Origin of the sequence: Deinococcus deserti VCD115, from assembly GCF_000020685.1 — a bacterium.
GTDB classification, from domain to species: domain Bacteria; phylum Deinococcota; class Deinococci; order Deinococcales; family Deinococcaceae; genus Deinococcus; species Deinococcus deserti.
In genome coordinates, this window is record NC_012529.1 from 19,424 (window position 1) to 43,808 (window position 24,385).

Below are 24,385 nucleotides of genomic sequence, written 5' to 3' on the forward strand. Positions count from 1 at the left end.
GACCGGATGGTGTTCAACCGCCGAGGTAGCTGGCACTCAACTCAGGATGCCTGGCCAGTTCCTGAGCTGGACCACTCATCTTGACCTGGCCGGTTTCAAGCACGTAAGCCTCGTCGCTGATGGCCAGACTGGCGCGCGCATTCTGCTCGACCAGCAGCACGGTCACGCCACTGTCGCGCAGGTCGCGCACGATGCGCAGGATGTCGCGCACGATCAGGGGCGCCAGCCCGAGCGAGGGTTCGTCCAGCAGCAGCAGCTTCGGCCTGCCCATCAGGGCCCGGCCAATGGCCAGCATCTGCTGCTCGCCTCCTGACAGCGTGCCTGCCAGCTGGCTGCGCCGCTCCAAGAGGCGGGGAAAGCGGGCGTACACCTCGTCCAGGTCGGCGCGCCAGTGCCCCCGGCGGCGGGTGTAGGCGCCCAGGGTCAGGTTGTCGGCCACGCTCATGCTGGCAAACAGTTCGCGCCGCTCGGGCACCAGACTGATGCCGCGCGCGACCCGCCCTTCGAGCGGAACGCCGCGCAGCGTTTCGCCCGCGTAAAGAAGTTCCCCCTGCGACGGCAGGATGCCCATCACCGAGTTCATCAGGGTGGTTTTGCCCGCGCCGTTGGCGCCGATGACGCTGACGATGTGTCCCTGGGGCACCTGCACGCTCACGTCACTCAGGGCTTCGACCCGGCCGTAGCGGGTATGCAGATGCTGCACGTCCAGCAGAACACTCATGCCACGTCCTCCGTCAGGTCTACACCCAGGTAGGCCTCGCGCACCGCCGCGTTCGCGCGCACCTCGGCCGGAGAGCCCTCAGCCAGCTTCTCGCCGTAATTCATGACCACCAGGCGGTCGACCAGGCTCATCACCAGGTCCATGTCATGCTCCACGATCAGGATCGTCACACCCTCGTCACGCAGGCGGCGCAGCAGCTCCACCAGAGCGGTCTTCTCGCCGTAGCGCAGCCCGGCGGCTGGCTCATCGAGCAGCAGCAGCACGGGGTCGGCCACCAGGGCGCGTGCCACCTCCAGCACCCGCTGCTGCCCCAGCGGCAGGTTCCCCGCCAGTTCGAACGCCTGCTCTCCCAGCCCGACCCGCTGAAGCTGCTTCAGGGCTTCCTGCTGAAGCGCGGCCTCTTCGTGGCGCTCCAGGTGCAGCATGCTGCGCACCACGCCGGCCCGGGCGCGTGCGTAGCCGCCCATCATGGTGTTTTCCAGCAGGGTCAGTTCCGGCAGCAGATGCACATGCTGAAAGGTCCGGCTGATCCCCAGACGGTGAATCTGACCGGCGCTGCGCCGGGTGATGTCCTGGTTCAGGAAGCTCACCCGGCCGCTGGTCGCTGGATTGACGCCAGTCAGCAGGTTGAAGACCGTGCTTTTGCCGGCGCCGTTCGGGCCGATCAGGCCCAGAATTTCTCCGGCCCGCAGTTCAAAGGACACGTCGTTCACGGCCTTCAGGCCACCGAACTGCTTGACCGCATGCTCCACCTTCAGCAGCGAGGTGCCTGGCTCTGGCGAGAGGCGCCCGGCGAGGGGACGCCCGGCTGGCAGCAGCCGCATGCGTTCCTGCGGAAGGATGCGCTCCACCAGCGGCCACAGGCCCCGGCGCGCAAATTGCAGCACCAGGATAATCAGCAGCCCGAACACCACCGTCTCGAAACTGCCCTGCTGACCCAGCAGTCCCGGCAGCACGTCGCGCAGCTGTTCACGCAGCTGGGTGATCAGCGCCGAGCCCATCACGCCGCCCCAGACGTACTGGGATCCGCCGACCACGGCCATGAACAGGTACTCGATGCCCGCGGAGAGACTGAAGGGCGTGGGATTCAAAAAGCGCTGGTTGTGGGCATAGAGCCAGCCGGCCAGCGAGGCCATCAGAGCTGAGAGCACGAACACCTGGACCCGCAGGCTGAACGTATTGACGCCGAAGGCCTCAGCCACCAGGGGCCCGCTGCGCAGCGCTCGCATGGCCCGCCCGGTTCGCGACGACAGCAGAAACTGCGCTGCCAGGGCGGTCAGACCGAGGCCCAGCAGGGCCAGATAGGCAAACGACCGTGGACTGGTCAGGTTCAGCCCGAACAGCTGCAGCGGCGGAATATCCGTCAGGCCGGTGTTGCCGCCCAGCGCCGGGGTGTTGCCGAAGACATAGAACAGGCTGATGCCCCAGGCGATCGTGGCCAGGGGCAGGTAGTGCCCCTGCATCCGCAGGGTGATCAGGCCCAGGAAGGCCGCGATGCTGCCGGTGGTTACAAAACCGGCCAGCAGGCCCAGCCAGGGGCTCCAGCCCAGGCGGGTGCTGACAATGGCGGTGGTGTAGGCACCCACACCCATGAAGGCCGCGTGCCCGAAGCTGGTCAGGCCGACCACGCCGGTCAGCAGGACCAGGCCTGTGACCACGATGGCAGAAATCAGGATGTTGGTCAGCAGCGTGACCTGAAACGTGGGAAGCAGCAGGGGAAGCAGGGCGGCAATCAGCACGGCGGCGCCGGCCAGCAGTGTCCGGCGGGAGAGTGGGGGACGCGCGGCGCTCATTCCTCGTCCTCCGGAATGTGGCGGGTCGTTACACTTCGCCACAGCAGCACCGGCAGAATCAGCGTAAACACGATCACTTCCTTCCAGGCCGACAGGCTGAACGACGCGAAGCTCTCGATCAGGCCCACCAGAATGGCCCCGGCCGCAGCCAGCGGATAACTCACCAGACCGCCGATGATCGCCCCGATAAAGCCCTTGAGCCCGATCAGGAAGCCGCTGTCATAGTTCATGGCCACTGATGGCCCGATCAGCATTCCGCCCAGGGCCCCGATCAGGGCCGCCAGCGTAAAAGTCAGCGTGCCGGCGGCTGAGGGACTGATGCCCACCAGGCGGGCGCCCAGCCGGTTCACGGCCGTGGCCCGCAGCGCCTTGCCGGCCATGGTGTGGTTGAAGAATTGTGCCAGGCTCAGCATCAGCATGGCCGAGACCAGGATCACCAGCAAACTCTGACGGCTGAGCGTCACCTGACCCAGGCTGAGGTTGCCTTCCACAAATGCTGGGGTGCGGGAGCCCTCGGGCCCGAAGAACAGCAGGGCCAGTCCGGTCATCAGCAGGTGCAGGGCCACTGAGGCGATCAGCAGCACCAGAACGCTGGCGTTCTGCAGCGGCTGGTACACCGTGCGGTACAGCAAAGGCCCCAGCGGCGCCACCAGCGCGAGGGTCAGCAGCACCTGGGACCACAGCGGTGGTTTCAGAGGCGCCAGCCAGCCGGTCAGGGCCCACACGCCCAGGCCCAGCAGTGTGGCGGTGCCCAGGACCATGCCTCCTCGCCCGGCCTGACCACGCCGGGCCAGCGAAGCGGCTTCCATAACGGCCGCAACGGCAAGCGCCCCCAGCAGCAGCCACAGCGTGCCGGGGGTCTTTCCTAGCTGCAATGCGGCCAGCGTCAGGGTGCCGAACACCACGAATTCTCCCTGAGGAATAAAAATAATCCGTGTCACCGCAAAGACCAGCACCAGCGCCAGGGCCAGCAGCGCGTACACGGCGCCGTTGGTCAGACCATCTGCCGCCAGGATTGGAAAAATTGCCGGATCAAACATATGCAGTTTCCTGCCTGGCCGCTTGCTGGCCTCCAGTACACGCTCGGTTTGTCATTGTCCGCACCATATCGGAGCCGCCGGAGCCCGGCAAGCCGCGGCCCTGCAGTCTACGCCAGGGGCAGCAAGGAGGCTAGACTGGCGCCACTTGTCGAAATTCTGCTGGTTTTATGTGCCGGCACTGTGTTCTGCCGTGATGGAGGCTCCCCATGTTTCAACCCGACCGTGAATCTCTGCCTGTTTCCGACCTGCGCGCCCTGCAACTGCAGCAGCTGCAAAGCATGGTGGCTCGTCAGTACGAGCACGTTCCCGCCTACCGCACCAAATTCAATGAGGCTGGCGTCGTACCAGGTGACCTGAAAACGCTGGGCGACCTGCAACACTTTCCGTTTACCCGCAAGGCCGACCTGCGCGATCACTACCCGCTGGGCCTGAGCGCGGTGCCCCGCACTGACCTGCGCCGGATTCATGCCAGCAGCGGCACCAGCGGCAAACCCACGGTCGTTGCCTACGACGAGCACGACGTGAATGTCTTCGAGGAGGTGGTCGCGCGCAGTTTGTACGCTGCCGGTGCGCGCCCCGGGATGGTGTTTCACAACGCCTACGGCTACGGGCTGTTTACCGGTGGACTAGGGACCCACGGGGGCGCCCGGCGCCTGGGACTGTGCACCGTGCCCGTGTCGGGCGGCGGCACCGAGCGGCAGGTCAGCCTGATTCTGGATCTTCAGCCCGAGGTCATCGCCTGCACGCCCAGCTACGCCCTGGTGCTGGCCGACGCTCTGGCCCGCCAGGGCCTGGGGCCGGACGACATCAGCCTGCGCTACGCCGTTCTGGGGGCCGAACCCTGGGCAGAAAAGACGCGACAGGAGGTTCAGACACGTCTGGGGGTGCGGGCCACCAACATCTATGGTCTGTCCGAGATCATCGGACCTGGAGTCAGCAACGAGGACGCTTCTGAGCAGCACGGCAGCTACGTGTGGGAGGACCATTTCTATCCCGAGATCGTGGATCCGGAGACCGGCGCGGTGCTGCCCGACGGCGAGTGGGGGGTCCTGGTCCTGAGCAGCATGAGCCGCAGCGCGATGCCCATTCTGCGCTACTGGACCGGGGACATCACCCGCCTGATTCCAGAACAGGGCGTCACCGGGCGCACCATGCGCCGGATGGACCTGATCCGGGGCCGCAGCGACGATCTGATTATCCTGCGCGGGGTCAATGTGTATCCCACTCAACTCGAAGCGGTGTTGGCCAGCCTGGGCCAGACGAGCCCGCACTACCATGTCACGGTGTCGCGCAGCGGCCTGATGGACGAACTGCACCTGCAAGTTGAGTCCAGTGACGATTCGCCGTCACTGCAGCAGGAAATAGTGCGACTGGTCAAGGTTCAGGTGGGGGTCAGCATCTCCTGCGAGCTGTGCGCTCCTGGCAGCCTGCCGAGAAGCGAAGGTGGCAAGCTGCGCCGCGTGACGGATCTGCGCGAGAAGCGGTGAGTTCGAGTTAATGAGGCCTTTTCTATAGACCGCAGCTCTGCCGGGGCAGTATGACTGGGTCATGACCACTGGAGCTGCGGGGCAAACACTGACCGATGTGCTTGGTGCTGAAAGCGATCCGGTCTACCGGGCGGGGCAGACCCTGACCGTGCTGGAAAGCTGGCAGTTGCGCCTGCCCAGGCTGCGGATCATGGTGGTCGGAGGGCTGACCCCGCGGGTCCTCGCTCTGGTCGGCACCTCTGTACGCTCGACCGGCAGCGCTATCTCCACGTCATCCGACGTTCGGCATGTGCTGCATCTGAAATCCCTGATGCAGCGCGAGTTGGGGGCGGAGCCGCTGGATATCGCCGGTTATGCCCACACGGATCAGTTGTTCGAAATCCGTCCCTCAGCAGTCGCGGACCTGCGCCGTGCCACCTGGGCCCTGGCCGAAGCTGCTGACGATGTGGTTGAAGCTTTCAGTGCGCTTCAGGGGTCGCGGGGCGCGTTGGGAGTCTTGACCCGGCCACGCCTGCGCGCGCGGGTGGCCGATGCTCAGGCCCGCTGGGCCCGTGAATGCGAGGCGCTGGTGCGGGTCGGCGGCCAGGTGCCCCTGTCGCCGGTCAATGCACTTCCGGTCGGCGCCACCCGGATGGCGGCGGTATGGGACGAACAAAAACGCGTGGTCAGCTGAGTCTCCTGCTTTCTCCGGGCAACATTCATGCCCACGGCGTACAGTAACGGCATGAACGACTCCTCCCCGCCAGAGACAGGCCCCTCCCTGCTGGATCTGCTGATCGACTGGCAGGAAGGGACCGGCGACCGTCACCACCTGATTCAGCGTCTCACTCAGCTGGGCCCAGAACAGGGGGCCGAGGTTCAGAAGCTGATTCAGGCTGTTCAAAGCAGCCTTGCGCCCACACCCAGACACGCCGCAGCACCACCCACGCCAGCACAGTGGCGTACCGAACTGATGGCGTGCCGGGCTCGTGTCTGGCCTGCGCCGGACCCAGCTGGCCTGCTGGTGGGCCCGGAAGTGATGATTCTGACCGATGGCCATGCGGGCACCATTTTGCGTGATCATGGGGCCCGGACCCTGCCCAGTAGTGTGGCCGCTTCACTGATGCTGCTCTGTCAGACCATCATCATGGCGCAGCACGCCGTGGATGCCCAGGAACTTGGTCAGCTTCAACAGCAGCGGATCACGGCCAATTCCACCTCGCTTTCGGATATCGAGCCGGTGCAGTAAGCGGCGGTCCGCTCGAAGTGAGGCTCAGGCCAGCTCGACCACGCTCGCGTCGCTGATGGTGAGCTTGAGGGCGCGTGGCCGGCGGTGGCCACCGCACACCTGAGCCTTCACGCCGATCAGGCAGTCCTGCAGACGGATATCCACCTTTTCGATCAGGGCTCCGGCATCGATCGAGCTGTACTCGATTTCGGCCTGACGAACCACACTGTCCGCACCGACACTGGTAAAGGGGCCGATGTAGGCGTCTTCGACCCACACGTTTTCTCCCAGCATCACCGGTCCGACGATCTTGGAGCGCAGCACGGTCGCGCTCGCTGGAATAATGACGCGGCCCGTGATCTGTGAGTCCTCGACGGCGCCCTGCACATCAGGTTCAATCTTTTCGAGGAGCAGCCGGTTGGCGTCAAGCAGGTCTTCCGGCCGGCCCGTATCCTTCCACCAGCCTTCGACCCGCCGCCCCAGCACCGTGGCGCCGCGTTCGATCAGACCCTGAATGCCGTCGGTGATTTCATACTCGCCGCGTGCTGAAGGAGGCATACCCTCCAGTACGTCGAAAATTGCTGGGGTAAAGCAGTACAGACCAGCCACGGCCAGGTTGCTGGGAGGATTTTTCGGTTTCTCCACCAGACGGATGATCTGTTCGCCGTCCAGTTCTGCCACACCGAAGGCAGTGGGATTGTCGACCTCAACCAGGGCGATCAGTGCTTCGGGCTTGTCCTGCTGGAACTGCTCAACAAACGGCGCAGCACCATGCTCGAACAGATTGTCACCCAGATACACGCAGAAATCATCCTGTCCTACCCAGCTGCGGGCGGTGAGTACGGCGTGCCCAAGGCCCAGTTGCTCGTGCTGGTTGATCAGGGTGACCTGCACATCCAGGATCCCGTCCAGGGCGTGTTGGATTTCTTCGCGGGTAATGTCGGAGACCACCACGCCGATGTCACGAATTCCGGCCTCGGTCAGGGTTTTAATGGCCAGGCGGATAATCGGTTGACCCGCCACAGGAAGTACAGGTTTAGGACGCGTGAATGTCAGTGGGCGCAGTCGGGTGCCCAGACCTGCGGCAGGAATAATGGCTTTCATTGCTGGGCATTTTAGTGCGTAGGTCACGATTGCTTCGGCAAGGAAATATTTATGTTGGCCTGAGGTTTGCTCACAAGGACGGTCTGGAGCAACTGTTACTCATGCGTAGCTTTCTGAACTCGAGGCGCATCACTGATCTTCTCAGGCCAGGACATATCCTTGAGCCAGCGTCGTGTAAGCCTGAATCTGTCCAGCCTGCCACTCCGCATCCTGGCCCAGCTCCTCGGCCAGGAGAGCTGCTACACGCGGCGCCGCCTCGATGCTGGCCTGGGCGTCCAGCAGCAGCGCACGCAGACGGCGCGCCAGCACATCCTCGACGGTGCGCGCCTGCTCATGCCGGACAGCCCATTGGACTTCAGCCTCCGTATAGGGAAGGCTTGGATGAAGGGCCGCCTGCGCGCCGGGCAGCGCCTGAATCCGGCTGGCGTCCGTGCCGTACACCTTCCAGTGACTGTCAGGCACCTGGCTCTCCGGAGATTCACGGAATGCACCATGAAGTTTCAGGGCCTGCGTCAGGCTGAGACGCTGGGGCAGACCCGCAAGCTCAGCGGCGCGGTTGACGGTGTCTTCGCCCATGCGGCGGTAGGTGGTCCATTTTCCGCCGGTCAGGGTGATCAGTCCGCCACCGCTGATCCGGATCACATGGTCACGCGACAGGGCCTTGGTATCGGTGCCGCCGGCAGCTTTGACCAGCGGGCGAAGACCAGCGAACACGCTGCGGACATCGGCGCGGGTGGGTGCGGGATCCATGTATTGAGCTGCTGTACGCAGAATAAAGTCAACTTCCTGCGGCAGGGCGCGCGGCTCGTGGCTGGTCTGCGGGACCGGAGTGTCGGTGGTGCCGATCACCACATGATCGTGCCAGGGAACCGCGAACAGCACGCGCCCGTCATCGGTGCGGGGAACCATGATGGCGGTGTCCGCGGGCAGGAATCGCCGGTCGACCACCACATGAACACCCTGGCTGGGTGAGAGCATCGGTTCGACGAGAGGGTCCTCCATCCGGCGGATATCGTCAACGAACACGCCAGTGGCATTTACGACGGCGCGGGCGCGGACCTCGTGGTCCTGGCCGGTCTCGGTATCGCGGAACCGGGCCCCCGTGACCCTGCCGCTGTCGTGAATCAACCCGGTCACGGGCGCATGGTTCAGCGCGACTCCGCCAAAATTCTGGAACGTCCGCAACAGGGTAACGGCCATGCGGGCATCGTCAAACTGGCCGTCGAAATACAGGATGCCGCCCTTCAGCGCTGTTTTCTGAAGGGTGGGAATGCGGCGCAAGGCTTCGGCAGCACTGACAAAGCGGCTGCTGCCCAGCCCGAGTGAGCCGGCCAGCAGGTCGTACATCTTCAACCCAACGCCATAAAACGGCGCTGACCACCACCGGTAGGCGGCCACAACAAAACCCTGATCCCGCACAAGGTGTGGGGCGTTTCGGCGCATCAGCCCCCGCTCATGCAGGGCCTCACGGACCAGCGAGACGTTGCCCTGAGCCAGGTAGCGCACGCCGCCGTGAACGAGCTTGGTGCTGCGGCTGCTGGTGCCTTTGGCGTAGTCGTGGGCTTCGAGCAGCAGCGTGCGGTAACCACGGCTCGCTGCGTCCAGAGCAGTGCCCAGTCCGGAGGCTCCCCCACCAATAACCAGCAGGTCCCAGGTGTGGGGCTGAGTAGCGTCGCGCAGGCTCTCTGATCGGGGGTCGGCAGGTTTGGTCATGAATGGTCCTTTCTGGTTGAGGAATCTACAGGTCGCTTTCGGAACGTATGTTCAATCATTCTGAACAAATGTTCAAGCAGGGAATACAAGGGGCAAGCCTCATAAAGATGAAGTCCGGTCCGAGAAAGCAGACCGGACTTGCACCTCTCAGGTTCAGGCTTCGGCGATTTCCCACTCGCGGCTGCGCTGCACGGCACTTCGCCAGCGTGCCAGGCGGCGGGCCCGCTCGTCTTCGGCCATCTGCGGCTCGAAAATGCGGTCCACCTGCCACTGACGGGTAATCTCCTCCGTGCCCTGCCAGTACCCCACGGCCAGTCCAGCCAAGTAGGCTGCGCCCAGTGCGGTCGTCTCCGTCACTTTGGGCCTCACCACTGGAACGCCCAGGATGTCGGCCTGGAACTGCATCAGAAGGTTGTTGGTGCTTGCGCCACCGTCCACGCGCAGCTCCCGCAGCGGGGCGCCGCTGTCCTGTCCCATGGCTTCGAGCAGTTCTGCCGACTGGTAGGCGATGCTTTCCAGAGCGGCGCGTGCGATATGTGCTTTGGTGGTACCCCGTGTCAGGCCCACCATGGTGCCGCGGGCGTAGCTGTCCCAGTACGGTGCGCCCAGCCCCACAAAAGCAGGCACCAGGAAGACACCCTCGCTGCTGTCGACACTGGTGGCCAGGGCTTCGACCTCACTGCTGTCACGGATAATTCCCAACCCGTCCCGCAGCCACTGCACGACCGCGCCGGCCACAAACACACTGCCCTCCAGGGCGTAGGTGCGCGTGCCGCCAAGCTGCCACGCCACCGTGGTCAGCAGCTGATTCTTGCTGGGAACCGCTTCATGCGCCGTGTTCATCAGCATGAAGCAGCCCGTGCCATAGGTGTTCTTGGCCATTCCCCGCTCCAGACAGGCCTGCCCGAAGGTCGCAGCCTGCTGGTCCCCGGCGATCCCGGCGATCCTGATCCGGGCTCCGAGCAGCCCCTCGGCGGTTTCGCCGTACACCTCACTGCTGCTGCATACCCGTGGCAGGACCTCGCGCGGCACGTCCAAAATGCGCAGCAGCTCGTCGTCCCACTCGCCGGTATGAATGTTGTACAGCAGGGTCCGGCAGGCGTTGGTGGCGTCAGTAACGTGCAGCGCCCCGCCGGTCAGGTTGTAGATCAGCCAGGAGTCGACTGTGCCGAAGGCCAGTTCGCCCTTCAAGGCCCGTTCGCGGGCTCCTTCGACATGATCCAGAATCCACTTGAGCTTGGTGCCGCTGAAGTAGGCGTCGATCAGGAGGCCGGTCTTGTGCTGGAACAGTTCGGCGTGGCCCTGGGCCCGGAGCTGATCACAGAAGGTGGATGTGCGGCGGTCCTGCCACACGATCGCGTTGTGAATCGGCTGGCCGGTGTGCCGGTCCCAGACCACCACGGTCTCACGCTGGTTGGTGATGCCGATGGCCGCGATGTCGCTGGCCTTGAGCCCCGCACCTGAGATGGCCTCCTGGGCGACGCCGATCTGGGTGCTCCAGATTTCCTGGGCGTCGTGCTCGACCCAGCCGGGTTTGGGAAAGATCTGGCGGAATTCTTTCTGGGCAACGCGGCGAATGTTGCCCTCCTGATCGAAAACGATGGCGCGGCTGCTGGTGGTGCCCTGATCAAGTGCGAGAATGAACTGACTCATGTAAAGCCTCCTGTCGGTAGGTAGATCTCAGGACTGATGCTCGAGGTTGTAGGCCGGATCGGCACCTTGAACGCCATGTGCGGTGGCTCCGGCGCGCAGCAGGGGTTTGCCGATGAACGTGTCGTAAATCAGCGCGCCCAGCAGTCCACCCACGAGCGGCCCGATCACGGGGATCAGCCACACACCGTTCTGGAATCCGGTGTTTTGAAAGCCTGCGATCAGCGCAAACAGTCTCGGTCCAAGGTCCCGGGCAGGGTTGATGGCGTAGCCGTGCATGCCGCCGAAGCTTATTCCGATGGCCATGACCACGAACGCGACGGCCAGCGGACCCCAGGCCGCCCCGGCCGGATTGTTGAGCTTGTCGCCGATCGCCAGGATCAGCCCCATCAGCAGGGCAGTCCCCACGACCTGATCGATAAACCCAGGCCAGAATCCGGGAACGGCCGGGAAAGTGCTGAAGATTCCGGCAGTGTTCGCCAGGGACGGATCCACGCCCAGCCATTTGGCGTGGTACACCGCAAACACCAGAGCAGCACCCAGAAACGCGCCCACAAACTGTCCGGCGATGTAGTGCGCGACCTTACTCCAGGGAAAGCGTCCGGTGGCAGCCAGCGCGATGGTGACGGCCGGGTTCAGGTGTGCCCCACTGATGGTGCCGGCGATAAAGATGCCCATCAGGACCGCGAAACCCCACCCGAGGGTGATGTTGGTATAGCCGCCGTTGACAATCTGGCCGGGAATAGCCGGATTGTTGCTGGCAAACAGTACGACCATGGCGACTACGCCACAGCCGAACAGGATCAGGACCATGGTGCCGAGCAGCTCAGCCATAAATTCCTGCGCTTTCGTAAATGTCATGCTTCCCCCTTGGGCACCGTGCAGGCACTACGAGGCGATGTCTCTTCCGCAGGTGCAGAAGGGCTCAGGTCGCGGGCGCAGGCCGCAGGGCCAGAATTGTAGGTAAGCTCATCATTACTGCTCTATGAACATATGTCAAGTAGAAGTGAACAGGTGTTCAAAGATGGGGGAGTGGAGGGCTGTCCTCGTAACGTGCGTGCGGTCCTCCGTTTATGCTGATCTTGTGACTGACGATTCCGGGGCCCTGGCCGTGCAGATTGCCCGGCTGTATTACCACCAGGGCCTGACGACCGACGCCATCGCCCGGGAGCTGGGGCTGTCGCGGCCCAAGGTCAGCCGTCTGTTGACCCTGGCGAGGCGTACCGGGCTGGTCGAAATCCGTATCCACGATCCCCAGGCACAGCCACAGAGTCTCGAAGCGCAGTTGCGCTCGGCGTATCCAGGGCTGACCCCGCACGTGGTAGGTGTGCCCCCCGGGAGCAGTGAAGCGGTATGGCTCGACCGGGTGGCCGTTGCCAGCGCCCGGCTGCTCGATACTTTGTTGCGGCCACAGCAGGTGGTTGGACTCGCCTGGGGAAACACCCTGGACGCGGTGTCGCGCATGCTGACGCCGCGCCATGTGGCCGATCTACAGTTCGTTCAGCTCAACGGCAGCGCCCACGCACGGGATTTTATGAGCGGTTTCGTCACGGATACCATCACGCGCTTTGCCCAGAATTACAGCGCCCGTGCCCACCTGTTCCCGGTGCCCACCTTTTTCGATGACCCGGCCACAAAAACGGCCATGTGGCGCGAACGCAGTGTCCGGCACGTGGTGGAACTGCAGGAGCGCGCCGACGTCCTGCTGTACTCGGTAGGTACGCTCGACCCAGGCTCACCCAGCCACGTGCACGTAGGGGGGTATCTGGATCCCGAAGACCAGCAGACCCTGCTGACGCAGGGGGTCGTTGGCGACATCGCTACCGTGTTCTACCGTGGCGACGGAAGTTTCGCTGATATTCCGATCAACGCGCGGGCCAGCGGGCCGGACCTGACCTTGACCACCCGTGTGACGCACGCCGTTTGCATCGTCAGCGGTCTGGCCAAGGTGGACGCTCTGCGTGGCGCGCTCAACGGCGGCCTGATGAATACCCTGATCGTGGACGAAATAACTGCCCGCACTCTGCTGCACGGTTAAGCACGAAGTCCAGGCACTGCAACTGGCCCTTGGGAGAGGGGCAGTTGTGTGGGCTGGCTCTCAGGATGTCCACAGCCGCGCCGCGTAACGGGCCGCGGCTTCTGCGTGGTTTCGCTGTTGGACATTTACGCCGGGGAGAGCGCGGGTCAGCGCCGCTGGGAACAGTGGGCTGACCCGCAGGGCCCCTCCGGTGGCGGTCACCGGCAGGGGACCCACCTGCGTGCGGAGTCGTACCGCAAGTTCTGCCAGGGACGACGCGGCGTCTTCAAGTATGTGGGTAGCGTCCGGGTCCCCGGCGTCAGCAGCCCGGCCCACTGCCGGGGCAAGACGCGCCAGGGCCGCAGCGCCGGGTGACCCATAGGCGAAGCTCCGCAGCGTCTCCCAGTCCAGCCCCCCGGTGACGGCCGCCACTTCGCGCGCCAGCAGCGAGTCAGGCATCTGTCCGAGATCCAGCTGTGTGGTCAGGTGCCGCATCGCTGCGCGCCCCAGGCTGAAGCCGCCTCCGTCGTCCCCGAGCCGGTAGCCCCGGCCCCCGGCCCTGACGGTCTCGCCGTTCGCCGCGACATGGTAGGCGATGCTGCCTGTTCCTGCGTAAAGAAGGATGCCGGTTCCGGGCGCCAGGTGGGCGCGGTAGGCCAGATCAAGGTCTCCCTCGACATCCACCTGCCCAGCCGGAACGTTCAGAACTTCTGCCAGAGCGGCCTGCAGGTGCCGTGCTGCGTCGGTGTGGGCAGTGACGCCCGGAATCCCGGCCTGGACTGCGTCGGGGCGTCCAGGCAGGGCGGTGGCCAGCGCCTGGAGGCTTTCGGCGCCAGCCGGAGTTCCCAGCAGCAGCGCTGTGAAGGCTGGCGAGGTTCCTGTCGCCACCACCTGGGAGCCGCGGACCAGTGCCCAGCCGGTCGCGGTGCCACCGGCGTCCACACCCAGAAGCAGCGGCGAACGGGTCATGCGTGAACCTGCGTGATCATCAGGCTGAGTCTAACGCTCCCCGCTCCTGTTGCGACATTCAGGCGGGAAAAGGCTGGGGGCGCTTCGCTTGTCGCTTCGTCCGGCGACAGCAGAGAGGCAGGCCTTACGGGCCTGCCTCTCTGCTGCGTTTTTCTTTTCCTGCTGATCTCAGGGCAGAGCGATGGGGGAGAGCAGAGTGACCTGCCTGGGCAGGGGAGTAAACTTCTCGCTCGTCACACCGCTAACCTCGATCTGCACGGGACCCTGCGGGAGTCTCATGAACCCGTAGCGGCCCTGACCGTCGGTCTGGGTCCGGGCAACTTCCTGGCCGCTGTTATCGAGCAGCCGCACAACGCGGCTGCCCAGCGGCCCGATGGTTACCGTGATCTGTCCGCTCACGGCGCGCAGCTTCGCGGGATTCGGACGGTCCCAGCGCACCGCACGCTCGAAGGGCCCACCGTCGCCGGACAATGCTGCAGTCAGTTCCGGCAGCACCTGTTCCTTGGTGCGGGTGCCGACGTTTACGTCTTTGTCAGGCGTGCGGTACGAGTACCCGGCCCAGCCGCTGAGCCCCGCCTGGCGGGTCTTCCAGACCTGGTTGACACTGCTGGCAATGTCGTTCAGATAAATGGCGCTGCCACTGACCTGATGAACATCAGGAGCCACTCTCTGCAGCGAGGCGGCGAACTGGTTCCACTGGTCAAACCAGAGTGACTGGGCTGGAACGAAGTCACGCTTGTAGTTCATCATGACATTCACGTCCAGGTAGCCTTCCTTGACCCAGGTCACCCAGTCCTGCAGCACCTCGGTATAGGGCCGGGAGCGCAGCCACTCGGTCTCGTTGGCAGGCCCGGCACCGTACGTGATTGTTGCGGCATTCACACTAACGTCAGGCTTGGTGGCCTTGACCGCCAGAGCGGTCTCCCGCACCAGATTGGTGACCTGCTGCATGCGCCACGCACTCCACTGCGGGTCACCCGGCAGCGGCATGCCCGTAGCGCCGGTCTCGGCCCGGTAGCGCTCCAGCGCGGTGGGGTTGTATCCCCAGTTGCTGGGGCCACCCACTGGATTGAAGTCGGTGTAACGCACGCGGTCAAACTGAATGCCGTCTACATCGTAGTTTTTGACTACCGAAACGTACATGTTGCGGATATATTCCGCCGCGTCCGGATGACCAGGGTCCAGCAGCCAGTCGTTGCCGCCGCGTGTGGTGCCGTCGTTCTTGACCATCAGCCAGAAGTCGCGGCCGGTTTTACCCAGTCCGTGGGCGTTGAAGGCGTGAGCAGGATCGGTCGGTGGCGTCGTGCTGTTCCAGATGGCAGTGGTGATGATCCAGGCGTGCACCTGAATGCCCTGGGCGTGTGCTTTGGTAATCAGGTCGGCCAGGGGGTCGAACCCAGCCGGCACAGCTGGATCGTTGGTGCGCGGCATGGCGGCGTTATTGCAGTAGCAGTCTCCCCGGCGGCCGACCTGGGCGAACAGCACGTTGACGTTCATAGCCCGTGCCGTGGCCACCAGCACATCGATTTCCGCCGGCGTCTTCATGCCTGGACCAAAGGCGTCGACCCACAGGCCACGCAATTCCTGCTGACCCCGGCCGCGTGGGCTGTCATGCGGGCCGGGCGTCCTGACGCCCTGGGTGTCCAGGGCATCGAGGTCAGACGACTGAGGAGCGGTACCACAGGCAGCCAGCAGCAGGGAGGTAGCCAGGACAGCAGTAAGCTTGTGGGTCATGGTTGGGCTCCTTTCACGTGATGCAAGAGGGCGAAAGACCATGCGGCGGACCGGGGGCGGCAGCTTCTAGCGGCTCTGGGTATCGGCGGCGTCGCGCAGGGCGTCACCCATGAAGTTGAAGGCCAGCACGGAAATCACGATCATCAGGCCCGGCAGCAGCAGCCAGGGGTAGAGGTTGAGGGTCTCGAAGTTCTGGGCGTCTTTGAGCAGCAGGCCCCAGCTGGTCATGGGTTCCTTGATGCCCAGGCCCAGGAAGCTCAGCGCACTTTCCCCCAGGATGTAGCCCGGCAAGGCCAGCGTGGCCGTCACGATCAGAAAGCTGCTGAGGTTGGGCATGATGTGGCGCAGGATCACCCGCAGGTCGCTGGCACCGATGGCCCGCGCCGCCTGCACATAGTCCACGTTGCGGGCGCTGATGACCTGCCCGCGGACCACGCGGGCCAGTCCGGCCCAGCCAATCAGGGACAGCACCGCCACGATGCCCAGGTACACCCACGTGCTGGGCCATTTCGCCGGGATGATGGTGGACAGGGCCAGCAGGATGGGCAGGCGCGGAAACGACAGCAGCACCTCGATGACGCGCTGAATCGCGTTGTCGACCCAGCCGCCGAAAAAGCCGCTGATGCCCCCCAGCACGATGCCGATGGTGAAGCTGATCAGAATCCCGATCACGCCGACTGTCAGGCTGACCTGCGAGCCCACCAGCATGCGCGACAACAGGTCACGGCCGAACTTGTCGGTACCGATCGGAAAGTAGTAGCCATCCTTGACCCCAAACAGGTGCCACTGGCTTTTGAAAACGCCCAGCAGGCTGTACCGGAACTCGGCCGGATCGTCGCCACGCACGAACAGCAGGATTGGCAGGGGGCGGCTCTTGTCCTCGGCGAAGGTGGACAGGAACGTGACCGGATCCCGCGTTTTCTTGAAGCCATACACGAACGGCCGCATCAGCTTGCCCTCGTGCATGACATGCACCGCCTGCGGGCGCTGGTAGGGGTAGGCCTCGTGCTGGGCCGTGATCGAGTACGGCGCCAGGAATCCAGCCAGCAGCGCGATCAGGTACATGGCCGTCAGCACCCAGAAACTCAGGACCCCGACCCGGTTGCGGCGGAAGCGGCGCAGCGCCAGCGCCAGTGGCGTCTGCCGCGCACGAACAGTCTGGGCGGCCAGCGGGCCGGTGACCGCCGTCATGGATGAACCTCCCGGCGCGGTTGGGCACGTGTCATGGCCGCATTCATTCGTACCGGATCCTGGGGTCGGCCCACGCCAGCGCGAGGTCCGCGAGAAGGTTGCCGATCAGCAGCAGCAGGGCGCTGAACAGCAGCAGCGTCATGGCGACGTACTGGTCCTTGTTCAGCAGGCTGTCGTAAAGAAACGGCCCGATGGTCGGTAAGTTCAGCACGATGCTGGCAATGATGGTCCCGCTGATCAGGCTGGGCAGGCTCATACCCGCCAGACTGATCAGCGGATTGATGGCGTTGCGCACCGCGTGGCGCCACAGCACCCGCTGCGGGGTGACGCCCTTGCTGCGCGCCGTGCGGATGTAGTCCTGGTTGATGACGTCGAGCATGCTGGCGCGCATCTGACGCATCAGGCCCGCGACTCCTTCCAGGCCAATGGCGATCATGGGAATCCAGAGGTGGCCCAGCAGGTCGCGGACCCGGGCCCAGGACCAGGGAGCATCGATAAAGTCGGGGCTGAACAGCCCGCCCACGTTCGTGCCGCCGGCGTTCAGCACCAGCGCAATCAGCAGCAGCGCCACCAGGAAGTCCGGTGTCGCCAGGCTGATGTATCCCAGAAAATTCATGATGGTGGCGCTGGGTCCGTAGCGGTTGATGGCCGTATAGATGCCCAGCGGCACAGCAATCACCCAGCTGACCACCAGGGTCAGCAGGGCCAGGAACACGGTCCAGCCCAGCCGCTCCCAGATCAGGCTGCTGACCGGGCGGCCGTTGACGAACGAATACCCGAAGTCGCCCTCGGTCACGATGCCCCGGATCCAGGTGAGGTACTGCACCCACAGCGGCTGATCCAGACCCAGCTGCCGGGTGATGCTGGCCACCGTTTCCTTGGTCACGCGCGGATCGTCGAGGTACTGATCGATAAAGCTGCCGGGCTGCAGCTGAATCACGGTGAAGCACACCACGCTGATCAGCACCAATGTGGGAATCATGCCCAGAATGCGGCGCAGCGCGTAGGTCAGCATTCTGGCCGCACCCGGTGAGGATAGGAACTTGCTCGGTTCACGGTCTCTCCTGCCTCAGGAAGGGCGCTGGTGGCGCGCTGTCTCGGCAGAAAGCCGGGAACGGGCGCGCCACCAGCGGGCGGCTTACTTCTGGAAGATCAGCGGAACCGGGTTGTAGCCAGGGATCACGCCGAGGTTGTACACGTAGTTGCCATATTTGTTGCTGATGGCCCCGATGTTCTCGGGTTTGGCGATGGGCGTCACCGGCAGGTTCTGCGCAAATATCAGCTGCCAGCGGGTGTACAGCGCTTTGCGCTGGGAAGCGCTGGTGGTGGTGGCCGCGTCGTTGAAGATGTTGTAGATATCGCGCTCCCACTTAGCCATTCGCGACACGATGGCCGGGTCGCCGTCCTTGGCAGGCTGGGTGCTGCGGTGCCAGTAGTACAGACTGCCCCCAGGCTGCCAGATCGGGCGGCGCAGTTCGGGATCAGGCTGATCGCCGAAGGCGTGCAGAATCATTTCCCAGTCGCCGCTCTGACCGGTGGACAGCAGCCGGCTGCTCAGGATGCCCTTGAGGTTGACCTTGACGCCCACCTTGGCGAAGTCGCTCTGCAGGATGGTGGCAATCGGCGGGTAGACGCTGCTGTCAGTGCCGTAGGTCAGGTCGAACTCCAACGGTCTGCCGTTAGGGAGCAGGCGGATGCCAGCCGCGTTCTTGCGGCTGAGACCTATGGCGTCCAGGGCCTCGTTGACCGCCGAGAGGTTGAAGCTGCCCAGCTGCTTGGTGGTGTTGGTATAGAAGGCCTTGTTGGCTGGGGCCACGCCGTGTCCGGGCAGGCTCGCCAGGCCGTTATAGACGGTTTCGATGATGCGTTCACGGTTGACGGCCCCCTGCATGGCGCGGCGGAAACGCACGTCGCTGAAGACCTTGGCCAGGGCCGGGTCCTTGGCGTCGAAGTTATAGGCCACGAAGGGAGGACTGCCGAACAGCGCGGTCGAGCGCATCACCTTGAACGGGGCGCCGGCCACTTCCTTCTGCTTGAGGTCCGGGAACTGCGCGCCGGTGATGTTCAGCTGGTCCAAATTTCCGGCCAGGAACTGGGCCACCTGAGCCTGCGGGTCACGAATCACCAGAAATTCGAGGCGGTCGAGGTACGGCAGCTTCTTGCCGGCTGCGTCCACCTTCCAGTAGTTGGGGTTGCGGGTCAGGGTGACTTTCTGGCCGGCGGTGTAGGTGGCCAGCTTGAAAGGCCCGGTGCCCACCACTTCCGTTTCGTTGACATTGGTCGGCCAGGCGCCGTTGATATCTGCCGCCTTGGCGCCGCCTTCCTGGCTGAATTTCAGCAGTTTGTGCCGGGGCATGATGAAGTAGCGCTGCTGCAGCAGGAAGGCCGGAGCGGCGCGCGGCAGGGTAAAGCGCACGGTGCTGGCATCCACCTTGGCAATTTCGACGTTCTTGCCGTCGAGCCTGAAGTTCCCGACGTCGCCTGCCCGGGCCTCGGGGTTCATGATGATGTTTTTGTAGGTAAACACCACGTCATCGGCATCGAAGGCCTGCCCGTCGCTCCATTTCACGCCCTGGCGCAGTTTGAAGGTGTAGGTCCTGCCGTCAGGGCTGATGGTCCAGCTTTCGGCCAGGGCGGGTTCGATCTTGTAGGTGGCGAGGTTGAACTCCACCAGGCCGTCGAACATCTGCTGCGAGATCAACCCGAGGTTGTTGTCGATGACGCCGTAATAGAACAGGCTCTGGGGGCTGTCGCCCAGGGTCAGGGTGTAGGAGCCGCCGGTCTTGCCGTTGACGATCCCCAGGGCGTTGTAGCCGCTGACTTTCTTGGGCGCTGCCAGGGCGCCGCCGAGCAGTGCCAGGGAGAGCAGGGCGAGGGTGCTTCGTTTCAGCATGGGAACCTCCGGAACAGGGGGTAGGGACGAGGCAGGTTGTGGCGTTCGTGTCTTTAGCCTAATACCACTTTGGTGCCACTTGCAACTCTGTGACAAAGTGGTTTGGAAGTGGTATGGTCATTTCGATGTCCCTGCACCTGCCGGAATGGGCTCTGCCACTGGATGCCGCGAGCGCGACCCCTGTGTATCTTCAGGTCGCTTCGGGCATTGCCCAGCGCATTCGGGACGGCGAACTGGAGCGCGGCAGCGCCCTCCCGTCCGAACGGGAACTGGCCAGCAGTCTGGGTGTGTCGCGTGTCACTGTGCGCCAGGCCCTCGCCCAGCTGGCCGAGCAGGGCCTGCTGACCCGGCGCCACGGCAGCGGGACGTTTGTCGCACCGCCGCCTGAAGCGCCAGCGGCCCGTCCCCTTGGACTGCTGACCTCGTTTTCCGATGACGTGCGGTCGCGTGGACACCGGCCAGGCGCACAGGTGCTGAAATTTGAGCGGGGCCGTCCCACGGCCCAGGAGGCCATGAGCCTGGCCCTCTCGCCGGCCGACACCGTCTTGCGGGTCCGGCGGCTGCGGACCTCCAGTGGCGAGCCGCTGGCCGTGGAGGAAAGTACCCTGCCCGCCTCACTGGTCGAGCCACTCACCGAACAGGACGTCACCGATGCCAGCCTGTACGCCCTGCTGGCAGCGCGGAATCTGCAACCCTACCGGGCTATCCGCCATCTAAGGGCGGTCAATGCCCCGGACCAGCTGGCCTCGCTACTGGGCATTCTTCCAGGCAGCGCGCTGCTGGCCACCGAGCGGGTCTCCTGGACCCGGGACGGCCGCCCGATCGAATACGCACGGGCGCATTACCGGGGCGACCGCTACGACTTCGTGATGGAACTTCAGGGAGATGGCCCGTGAGTCGCCCGCCCCGCGTCCTGGGACTGATGAGCGGCACCAGTGCCGACGGCATCGACGCAGCGCTGCTGGAACTGCCCGGCTGGCCCGCCCTCGGGTCAGGCTGCCCGTTTCCCACGTTGACCGGCACGGCACCCCGAGGCCGGGTCGTGGCTCACAACTTCACGCCATTCCCGCCGGACCTGCGTCTGGCTGTCCTGCGCGCCATGCGCGGTGAGACCGGCGCCGCCGAGCTGACCAGTCTGCACTGGTGGCTGGGGGAGACCCTGGCACACGCGGCACGGCCCCTGGCGGGCGACGCCGACCTGATCGCCAGCCATGGGCAGACGGTCCAGCATCATCCCCGCGCAGACGCCGGGCGGGGATGGGCACGCCCGGCCACCCTGCAACTGGGAGAAGCTGCCCTGATTGCAGAGCAGACCAGAAAGCCTGTGGTGGCTGACTTCCGCCCGGCTGATCTGGCGGCAGGTGGACTGGGCGCTCCACTTGTTCCCTTTGCGGACTGGGCACTGCTGAGTGAACCCGGAGTCAACCGGGCGGTCCACAACCTGGGCGGCATCAGTAACCTGACGTATCTTCCCGGCACTGATGCAAGCGCGGTCAGGGCTTTTGATACGGGCCCGGCCAACTGCCTGCTGGATGAGGCGGCCGCGCTCGCAGGGTTGGATTGCGACTTGGGCGGCGCCCTGGCAGCTGCCGGACAGGTCGATCAGGCCACCGTGCAGCGCTGGTTGAGCCACCCGGAGCTGTCTGCGCCGCCGCCCAAGGCAACCGGCCGGGAGACCTGGAGCCTGGCCAGACTGGGGATCCCCGACCTCAGCGTTCCTGATCTGGCCGCCACCGCCACCGCGTTTACTGCTCAGACCATCGCGGACGCCTACCTGCGGTGGGTGGTGCCGCATGGGCTGGACGAGGTGGCGGTGGCCGGGGGCGGAGCGCGCAATCCGACCCTGATGCGTGAACTCGCAGGGCGGCTGCCGGTGCCGCTCCGGACCTTCGAGGACCTCGGCTGGTCGGCGCGCGGCTTTACCGATACCACCAGGGAGGCGGCAGCATTTGCATTTCTGGGCTACGCGCGGGCGCAGGGCTGGCCCAACACCCTGCCTCACACCACCGGCGCCCGGCATGCGGTCTCTGGTGGCAAACTTCTTCTTCCCCCACCTTTTACGGAGTGACCAGCATGAGCACCGAATTCCGCCTGACCGACGACCCACGGCGCACAGAGGGCTTTGATCCCCGGCATACCCATCTGGATCAGCTCTCGCCGCTGGCCCTGGTCCAGACCTTTGCCGACGACCAGCAGCAGGCGCTCAGTGCGGTGGGCGCCGCAGTGCCCGCGCTGAGTGCCGCGGTCGAGGCGGCCCTGCCGTTTCTGGAGCGTGGCGGCCGACTGATCTATGCAGGGGCCGGGACCAGTGGCCGGCTGGGCGTGCTGGACGCCACCGAACTGACCCCGACGTTCTCCTGGCCCCCTGAGCGGGCGGTCGCGCTTATCGCCGGCGGATCCCGCGCCATCCGTGAAGCGGTAGAAGGCGCCGAGGACGATCAGGACACCGGAAAAAGCGACGTGCGCGGCGCCCGGGTGGGACCGGACGACGTGATGATCGCCCTGGCGGCCAGCGGCACCACCCCCTACGTGCTGGGCGCAGTCGCCCAGGCCAGGGCGGATGGAGCCCTCACAGTGGGGCTGTCGAACAATCCGGGCACTCCGCTGCTGACGGCCGTGCAATGCCCGGTGTTGCTGGACACTGGTCCGGAGGTTATCAGTGGCAGCACCCGTCTGAAGGCGGCAACAGCGCAGAAGATCGCCCTGAATATTCTGTCGAGTGCGTTGATGGTGCGGCTCGGGAAGGTCTACGGCAACCTGATGGTGGATGTGCGGGCGACCAACACCAAGCTTGAGCTCCGTGCCCTTCGGTTGGTCATGCATGCAACAGGCACTGACGAACACACAGCCCTCACGGCGCTGAATGCGGCAGCCGGAAGGATCAAAACGGCGATTGTCATGCTGAAGCTGGGCGTCAGTTCACAGGAGGCCGACGAGCGGCTGGCCGCCTCTAAAGGGCATGCCCGCGCCACCCTTGGAGAGTGATCCTGGGGCGCAGCGGTCTGGCCCTGAGCTGCTCTCTGCCCGGGCAATCCCCACGGCCGCTCCCTGCTTACATCTGTGTACGGTGAAGCCACCAGGCACCTGAATCTGGTCTGGACTTCACAATTCATACCCATTATGATTCTCGGATCAGCATCACGCAGCACCGTCGGGGTCTGCTGAGTGCCGTCTCTCCGACTATTCAAGGAGCCTCATGACCGACCACAATCCGCAGAACAACACTGGAACCGCCGTTGAAAACGCGGGGAGTTCCAGCGATTCCCGCCGTGCAGAAGGGGAGCAGAACCAGACGCTGACGACCCGGCAGGGCCATCCGGTCACCAACAACCAGAACCTGCGCACCATCGGCAGCCGGGGCCCTACGACCCTGGAGAATTATCACTTTCTGGAAAAAATCAGCCACTTCGACCGCGAGCGCATTCCCGAACGGGTGGTGCATGCCCGCGGCGCGGGCGCGCACGGAGTCTTTGAGGCTTACGGCACGGTGGGCGAAGAGCCGGTCAGCCGCTACACCCGGGCCAAGCTGTTCCAGGAAAAAGGAAAGCAGACACCGGTCTTCGTGCGGTTTTCGAGTGTCATTCACGGCGGCCACTCCCCGGAGACGCTGCGTGATCCCCGTGGTTTTGCCGTGAAGTTCTACACCGAGGACGGCAACTGGGATCTGGTGGGCAACAACCTCAAGGTGTTTTTTATCCGGGACGCCATGAAATTTCCTGATCTGGTCCACGCCTTCAAACCGGATCCGGTGACCAACCGCCAGAGCGGTGAGCGCATCTTTGATTTCATCAGCAACACGCCCGAAGCCATGCATATGATCACCCTGCTGTTCTCGCCGTGGGGCATTCCGGCCAACTACCGCCAGATGCAGGGCTCTGGGGTCAACACCTACAAGTGGGTCAATGACCGCGGCGAAGGCGTGCTGGTCAAGTACCACTGGGAGCCGCTGCAGGGCATCCGCAACCTGACCCAGCCGGAAGCGGAGAAGATCCAGGCCAAGAATTTCAACCACGCCACCCAGGATCTGTATGACGCCATCGAGCGCAGTGAGTTTCCGCAGTGGGAACTGTGCGTGCAAATCATGAGCGACGGCGACCACCCGGAACTCGACTTCGATCCGCTGGATGACACCAAAATCTGGCCGCGCGAGCAGTTCCCCTGGCTGCCGGTGGGCCGCATGACCCTGAACCGCAACCCGCAGAACTACTTTGCCGAAGTGGAGCAGGCGGCTTTCGGCACCGGCGTGCTGGTTGATGGCCTGGATTTCAGCGATGACAAGATGCTCCAGGGCCGGACCTTCTCGTACTCCGACACGCAGCGTTACCGCGTGGGCCCCAACTACCTCCAGCTGCCGATCAATGCACCCAAAAAGCATGTCGCCACCAACCAGCGTGACGGGCAGATGGTCTATATGGTCGATACGGCGCCGGGCCAGAATGCCCACGTCAATTACGAGCCGTCTAACCTCAAGGGCCTGACCGAAGCGCCGCGAACCTACCCGGACCACACTCCCTGGGTCGAAGGCCCCCTGGTACGCCAGAGCATCGAGCGGACCAACAACTTTGCCCAGGCCGGAGAGCAGTACCGCAATTTCGAGGACTGGGAACGCGACGATCTGATTGCCAATCTGGTGGACAACCTGAAGGACGCAGCGCCTGTCATCCAGACCAAAATGGTCGAGCTGCTGACCCAGTGTGACGCCGACTACGGCCGCAGCGTGGCACAGGGCCTGGCCCAGGCAGGGCAGAGCAGCGAAGAGAGCAAGCAACAGGCGGTCGAACAGGCCGAGGAAAACAGCCACGAGGCGCAGCCGTACTGAGCGAAAGAGGGCATCCGGCCGAGGGCGTTTCCGGGCGTAAGTATCCT

20 protein-coding genes are annotated in these 24,385 nt (G+C 64.5%); 8 read left to right on the top strand and 12 right to left on the bottom strand.

Going from position 1 to position 24,385, the window contains the following annotated elements; translation table 11 throughout:
* Nucleotides 1-13 precede the first annotated feature (13 nt).
* Genes DEIDE_RS14835 through DEIDE_RS14845 form a run of 3 tightly spaced genes read right to left on the bottom strand, consistent with a single transcriptional unit; the run spans nt 14 to nt 3,560 of the window.
* Nucleotides 14-721, bottom strand: a complete 708-nt coding sequence (locus DEIDE_RS14835) for an ABC transporter ATP-binding protein (RefSeq protein WP_012695142.1) — start codon at nt 719-721, stop codon at nt 14-16.
* On the bottom strand, nt 718-2,514 hold the full coding sequence (locus tag DEIDE_RS14840) for a branched-chain amino acid ABC transporter ATP-binding protein/permease (RefSeq protein ID WP_012695143.1): 1,797 nt from the start codon (nt 2,512-2,514) through the stop codon (nt 718-720). The genes DEIDE_RS14835 and DEIDE_RS14840 overlap by 4 nt, the downstream gene beginning before the upstream one ends.
* Nucleotides 2,511-3,560 carry a branched-chain amino acid ABC transporter permease gene (locus DEIDE_RS14845; protein ID WP_041227855.1) on the bottom strand — a complete coding sequence of 350 codons (1,050 nt, stop codon included), beginning with the start codon at nt 3,558-3,560 and terminating at the stop codon, nt 2,511-2,513. Before DEIDE_RS14845 ends, DEIDE_RS14840 begins: the two co-directional genes overlap by 4 nt.
* A gap of 200 nt (nt 3,561-3,760) precedes the next feature.
* Here DEIDE_RS14845 and DEIDE_RS14850 point away from each other — a divergent pair, with 200 nt between their 5' ends.
* The 3 genes from DEIDE_RS14850 (at nt 3,761) to DEIDE_RS14860 (ending at nt 6,269) form a co-directional block, all read left to right on the top strand.
* On the top strand, nt 3,761-5,041 hold the full coding sequence (locus tag DEIDE_RS14850; protein ID WP_012695145.1) for an AMP-binding protein: 1,281 nt from the start codon (nt 3,761-3,763) through the stop codon (nt 5,039-5,041).
* A gap of 61 nt (nt 5,042-5,102) precedes the next feature.
* Nucleotides 5,103-5,714 carry a hypothetical protein gene (locus DEIDE_RS14855; protein ID WP_012695146.1) on the top strand — a complete coding sequence of 204 codons (612 nt, stop codon included), beginning with the start codon at nt 5,103-5,105 and terminating at the stop codon, nt 5,712-5,714.
* A gap of 51 nt (nt 5,715-5,765) precedes the next feature.
* Complete coding sequence (locus DEIDE_RS14860) at nt 5,766-6,269, top strand: hypothetical protein (RefSeq protein ID WP_012695147.1); 504 nt, start codon at nt 5,766-5,768, stop codon at nt 6,267-6,269.
* A 24-nt stretch (nt 6,270-6,293) separates the two neighbouring features.
* Here DEIDE_RS14860 and DEIDE_RS14865 read toward each other — a convergent pair whose 3' ends face one another.
* The 4 genes from DEIDE_RS14865 to DEIDE_RS14880 all read right to left on the bottom strand — a co-directional run bounded on the left by DEIDE_RS14865 (nt 6,294) and on the right by DEIDE_RS14880 (nt 11,576).
* Nucleotides 6,294-7,352 carry a glucose-1-phosphate thymidylyltransferase gene (locus DEIDE_RS14865; protein ID WP_012695148.1) on the bottom strand — a complete coding sequence of 353 codons (1,059 nt, stop codon included), beginning with the start codon at nt 7,350-7,352 and terminating at the stop codon, nt 6,294-6,296.
* 141 nt (nt 7,353-7,493) lie between these two features.
* The gene (locus DEIDE_RS14870; protein WP_012695149.1) at nt 7,494-9,065 is read right to left on the bottom strand and encodes a glycerol-3-phosphate dehydrogenase/oxidase; all 1,572 of its coding nucleotides are present in this window, start codon (nt 9,063-9,065) and stop codon (nt 7,494-7,496) included.
* A gap of 153 nt (nt 9,066-9,218) precedes the next feature.
* Entirely contained in the window at nt 9,219-10,718 is a 1,500-nt protein-coding gene (gene glpK, locus DEIDE_RS14875) for a glycerol kinase GlpK (RefSeq protein WP_012695150.1), read from the bottom strand.
* 27 nt (nt 10,719-10,745) lie between these two features.
* Nucleotides 10,746-11,576 carry an MIP/aquaporin family protein gene (locus DEIDE_RS14880; protein WP_012695151.1) on the bottom strand — a complete coding sequence of 277 codons (831 nt, stop codon included), beginning with the start codon at nt 11,574-11,576 and terminating at the stop codon, nt 10,746-10,748.
* 124 nt (nt 11,577-11,700) lie between these two features.
* Between DEIDE_RS14880 and DEIDE_RS14885 the strand changes: the two genes are divergently transcribed.
* Complete coding sequence (locus DEIDE_RS14885; RefSeq protein WP_012695152.1) at nt 11,701-12,753, top strand: sugar-binding transcriptional regulator; 1,053 nt, start codon at nt 11,701-11,703, stop codon at nt 12,751-12,753.
* Nucleotides 12,754-12,813: 60 nt separating this feature from the next.
* Here DEIDE_RS14885 and DEIDE_RS14890 read toward each other — a convergent pair whose 3' ends face one another.
* The 5 genes from DEIDE_RS14890 to DEIDE_RS14910 form a co-directional block, all read right to left on the bottom strand.
* A complete protein-coding gene (locus DEIDE_RS14890) occupies nt 12,814-13,701 on the bottom strand; it encodes an N-acetylglucosamine kinase (protein WP_012695153.1) in 888 nt (295 codons plus the stop codon).
* A 168-nt stretch (nt 13,702-13,869) separates the two neighbouring features.
* Nucleotides 13,870-15,435: a glycoside hydrolase family 10-like protein gene (locus DEIDE_RS14895; protein ID WP_012695154.1), complete on the bottom strand. Its 1,566-nt coding sequence runs from the start codon at nt 15,433-15,435 to the stop codon at nt 13,870-13,872.
* A gap of 66 nt (nt 15,436-15,501) precedes the next feature.
* Entirely contained in the window at nt 15,502-16,626 is a 1,125-nt protein-coding gene (locus tag DEIDE_RS14900; RefSeq protein ID WP_012695155.1) for an ABC transporter permease, read from the bottom strand.
* Nucleotides 16,627-16,669: 43 nt separating this feature from the next.
* Complete coding sequence (locus DEIDE_RS14905) at nt 16,670-17,641, bottom strand: ABC transporter permease (RefSeq protein WP_012695156.1); 972 nt, start codon at nt 17,639-17,641, stop codon at nt 16,670-16,672.
* A gap of 123 nt (nt 17,642-17,764) precedes the next feature.
* Nucleotides 17,765-19,519: an ABC transporter substrate-binding protein gene (locus tag DEIDE_RS14910; RefSeq protein ID WP_012695157.1), complete on the bottom strand. Its 1,755-nt coding sequence runs from the start codon at nt 19,517-19,519 to the stop codon at nt 17,765-17,767.
* A 125-nt stretch (nt 19,520-19,644) separates the two neighbouring features.
* Between DEIDE_RS14910 and DEIDE_RS14915 the strand changes: the two genes are divergently transcribed.
* From DEIDE_RS14915 to DEIDE_RS14930, 4 genes are all read left to right on the top strand, one after another.
* Nucleotides 19,645-20,415 (top strand): GntR family transcriptional regulator, encoded by a 771-nt coding sequence (locus DEIDE_RS14915; protein ID WP_041227917.1) that lies wholly within the window; start codon nt 19,645-19,647, stop codon nt 20,413-20,415.
* Nucleotides 20,412-21,587: an anhydro-N-acetylmuramic acid kinase gene (locus DEIDE_RS14920; protein WP_012695159.1), complete on the top strand. Its 1,176-nt coding sequence runs from the start codon at nt 20,412-20,414 to the stop codon at nt 21,585-21,587. Before DEIDE_RS14915 ends, DEIDE_RS14920 begins: the two co-directional genes overlap by 4 nt.
* Before the next feature lie 5 nt (nt 21,588-21,592).
* Nucleotides 21,593-22,504: an N-acetylmuramic acid 6-phosphate etherase gene (murQ, locus tag DEIDE_RS14925; RefSeq protein ID WP_012695160.1), complete on the top strand. Its 912-nt coding sequence runs from the start codon at nt 21,593-21,595 to the stop codon at nt 22,502-22,504.
* A gap of 211 nt (nt 22,505-22,715) precedes the next feature.
* Nucleotides 22,716-24,338, top strand: coding sequence for a catalase (locus DEIDE_RS14930; RefSeq protein WP_012695161.1), 1,623 nt, complete (start codon nt 22,716-22,718; stop codon nt 24,336-24,338).
* The last annotated feature ends 47 nt before the right edge of the window (nt 24,339-24,385 follow it).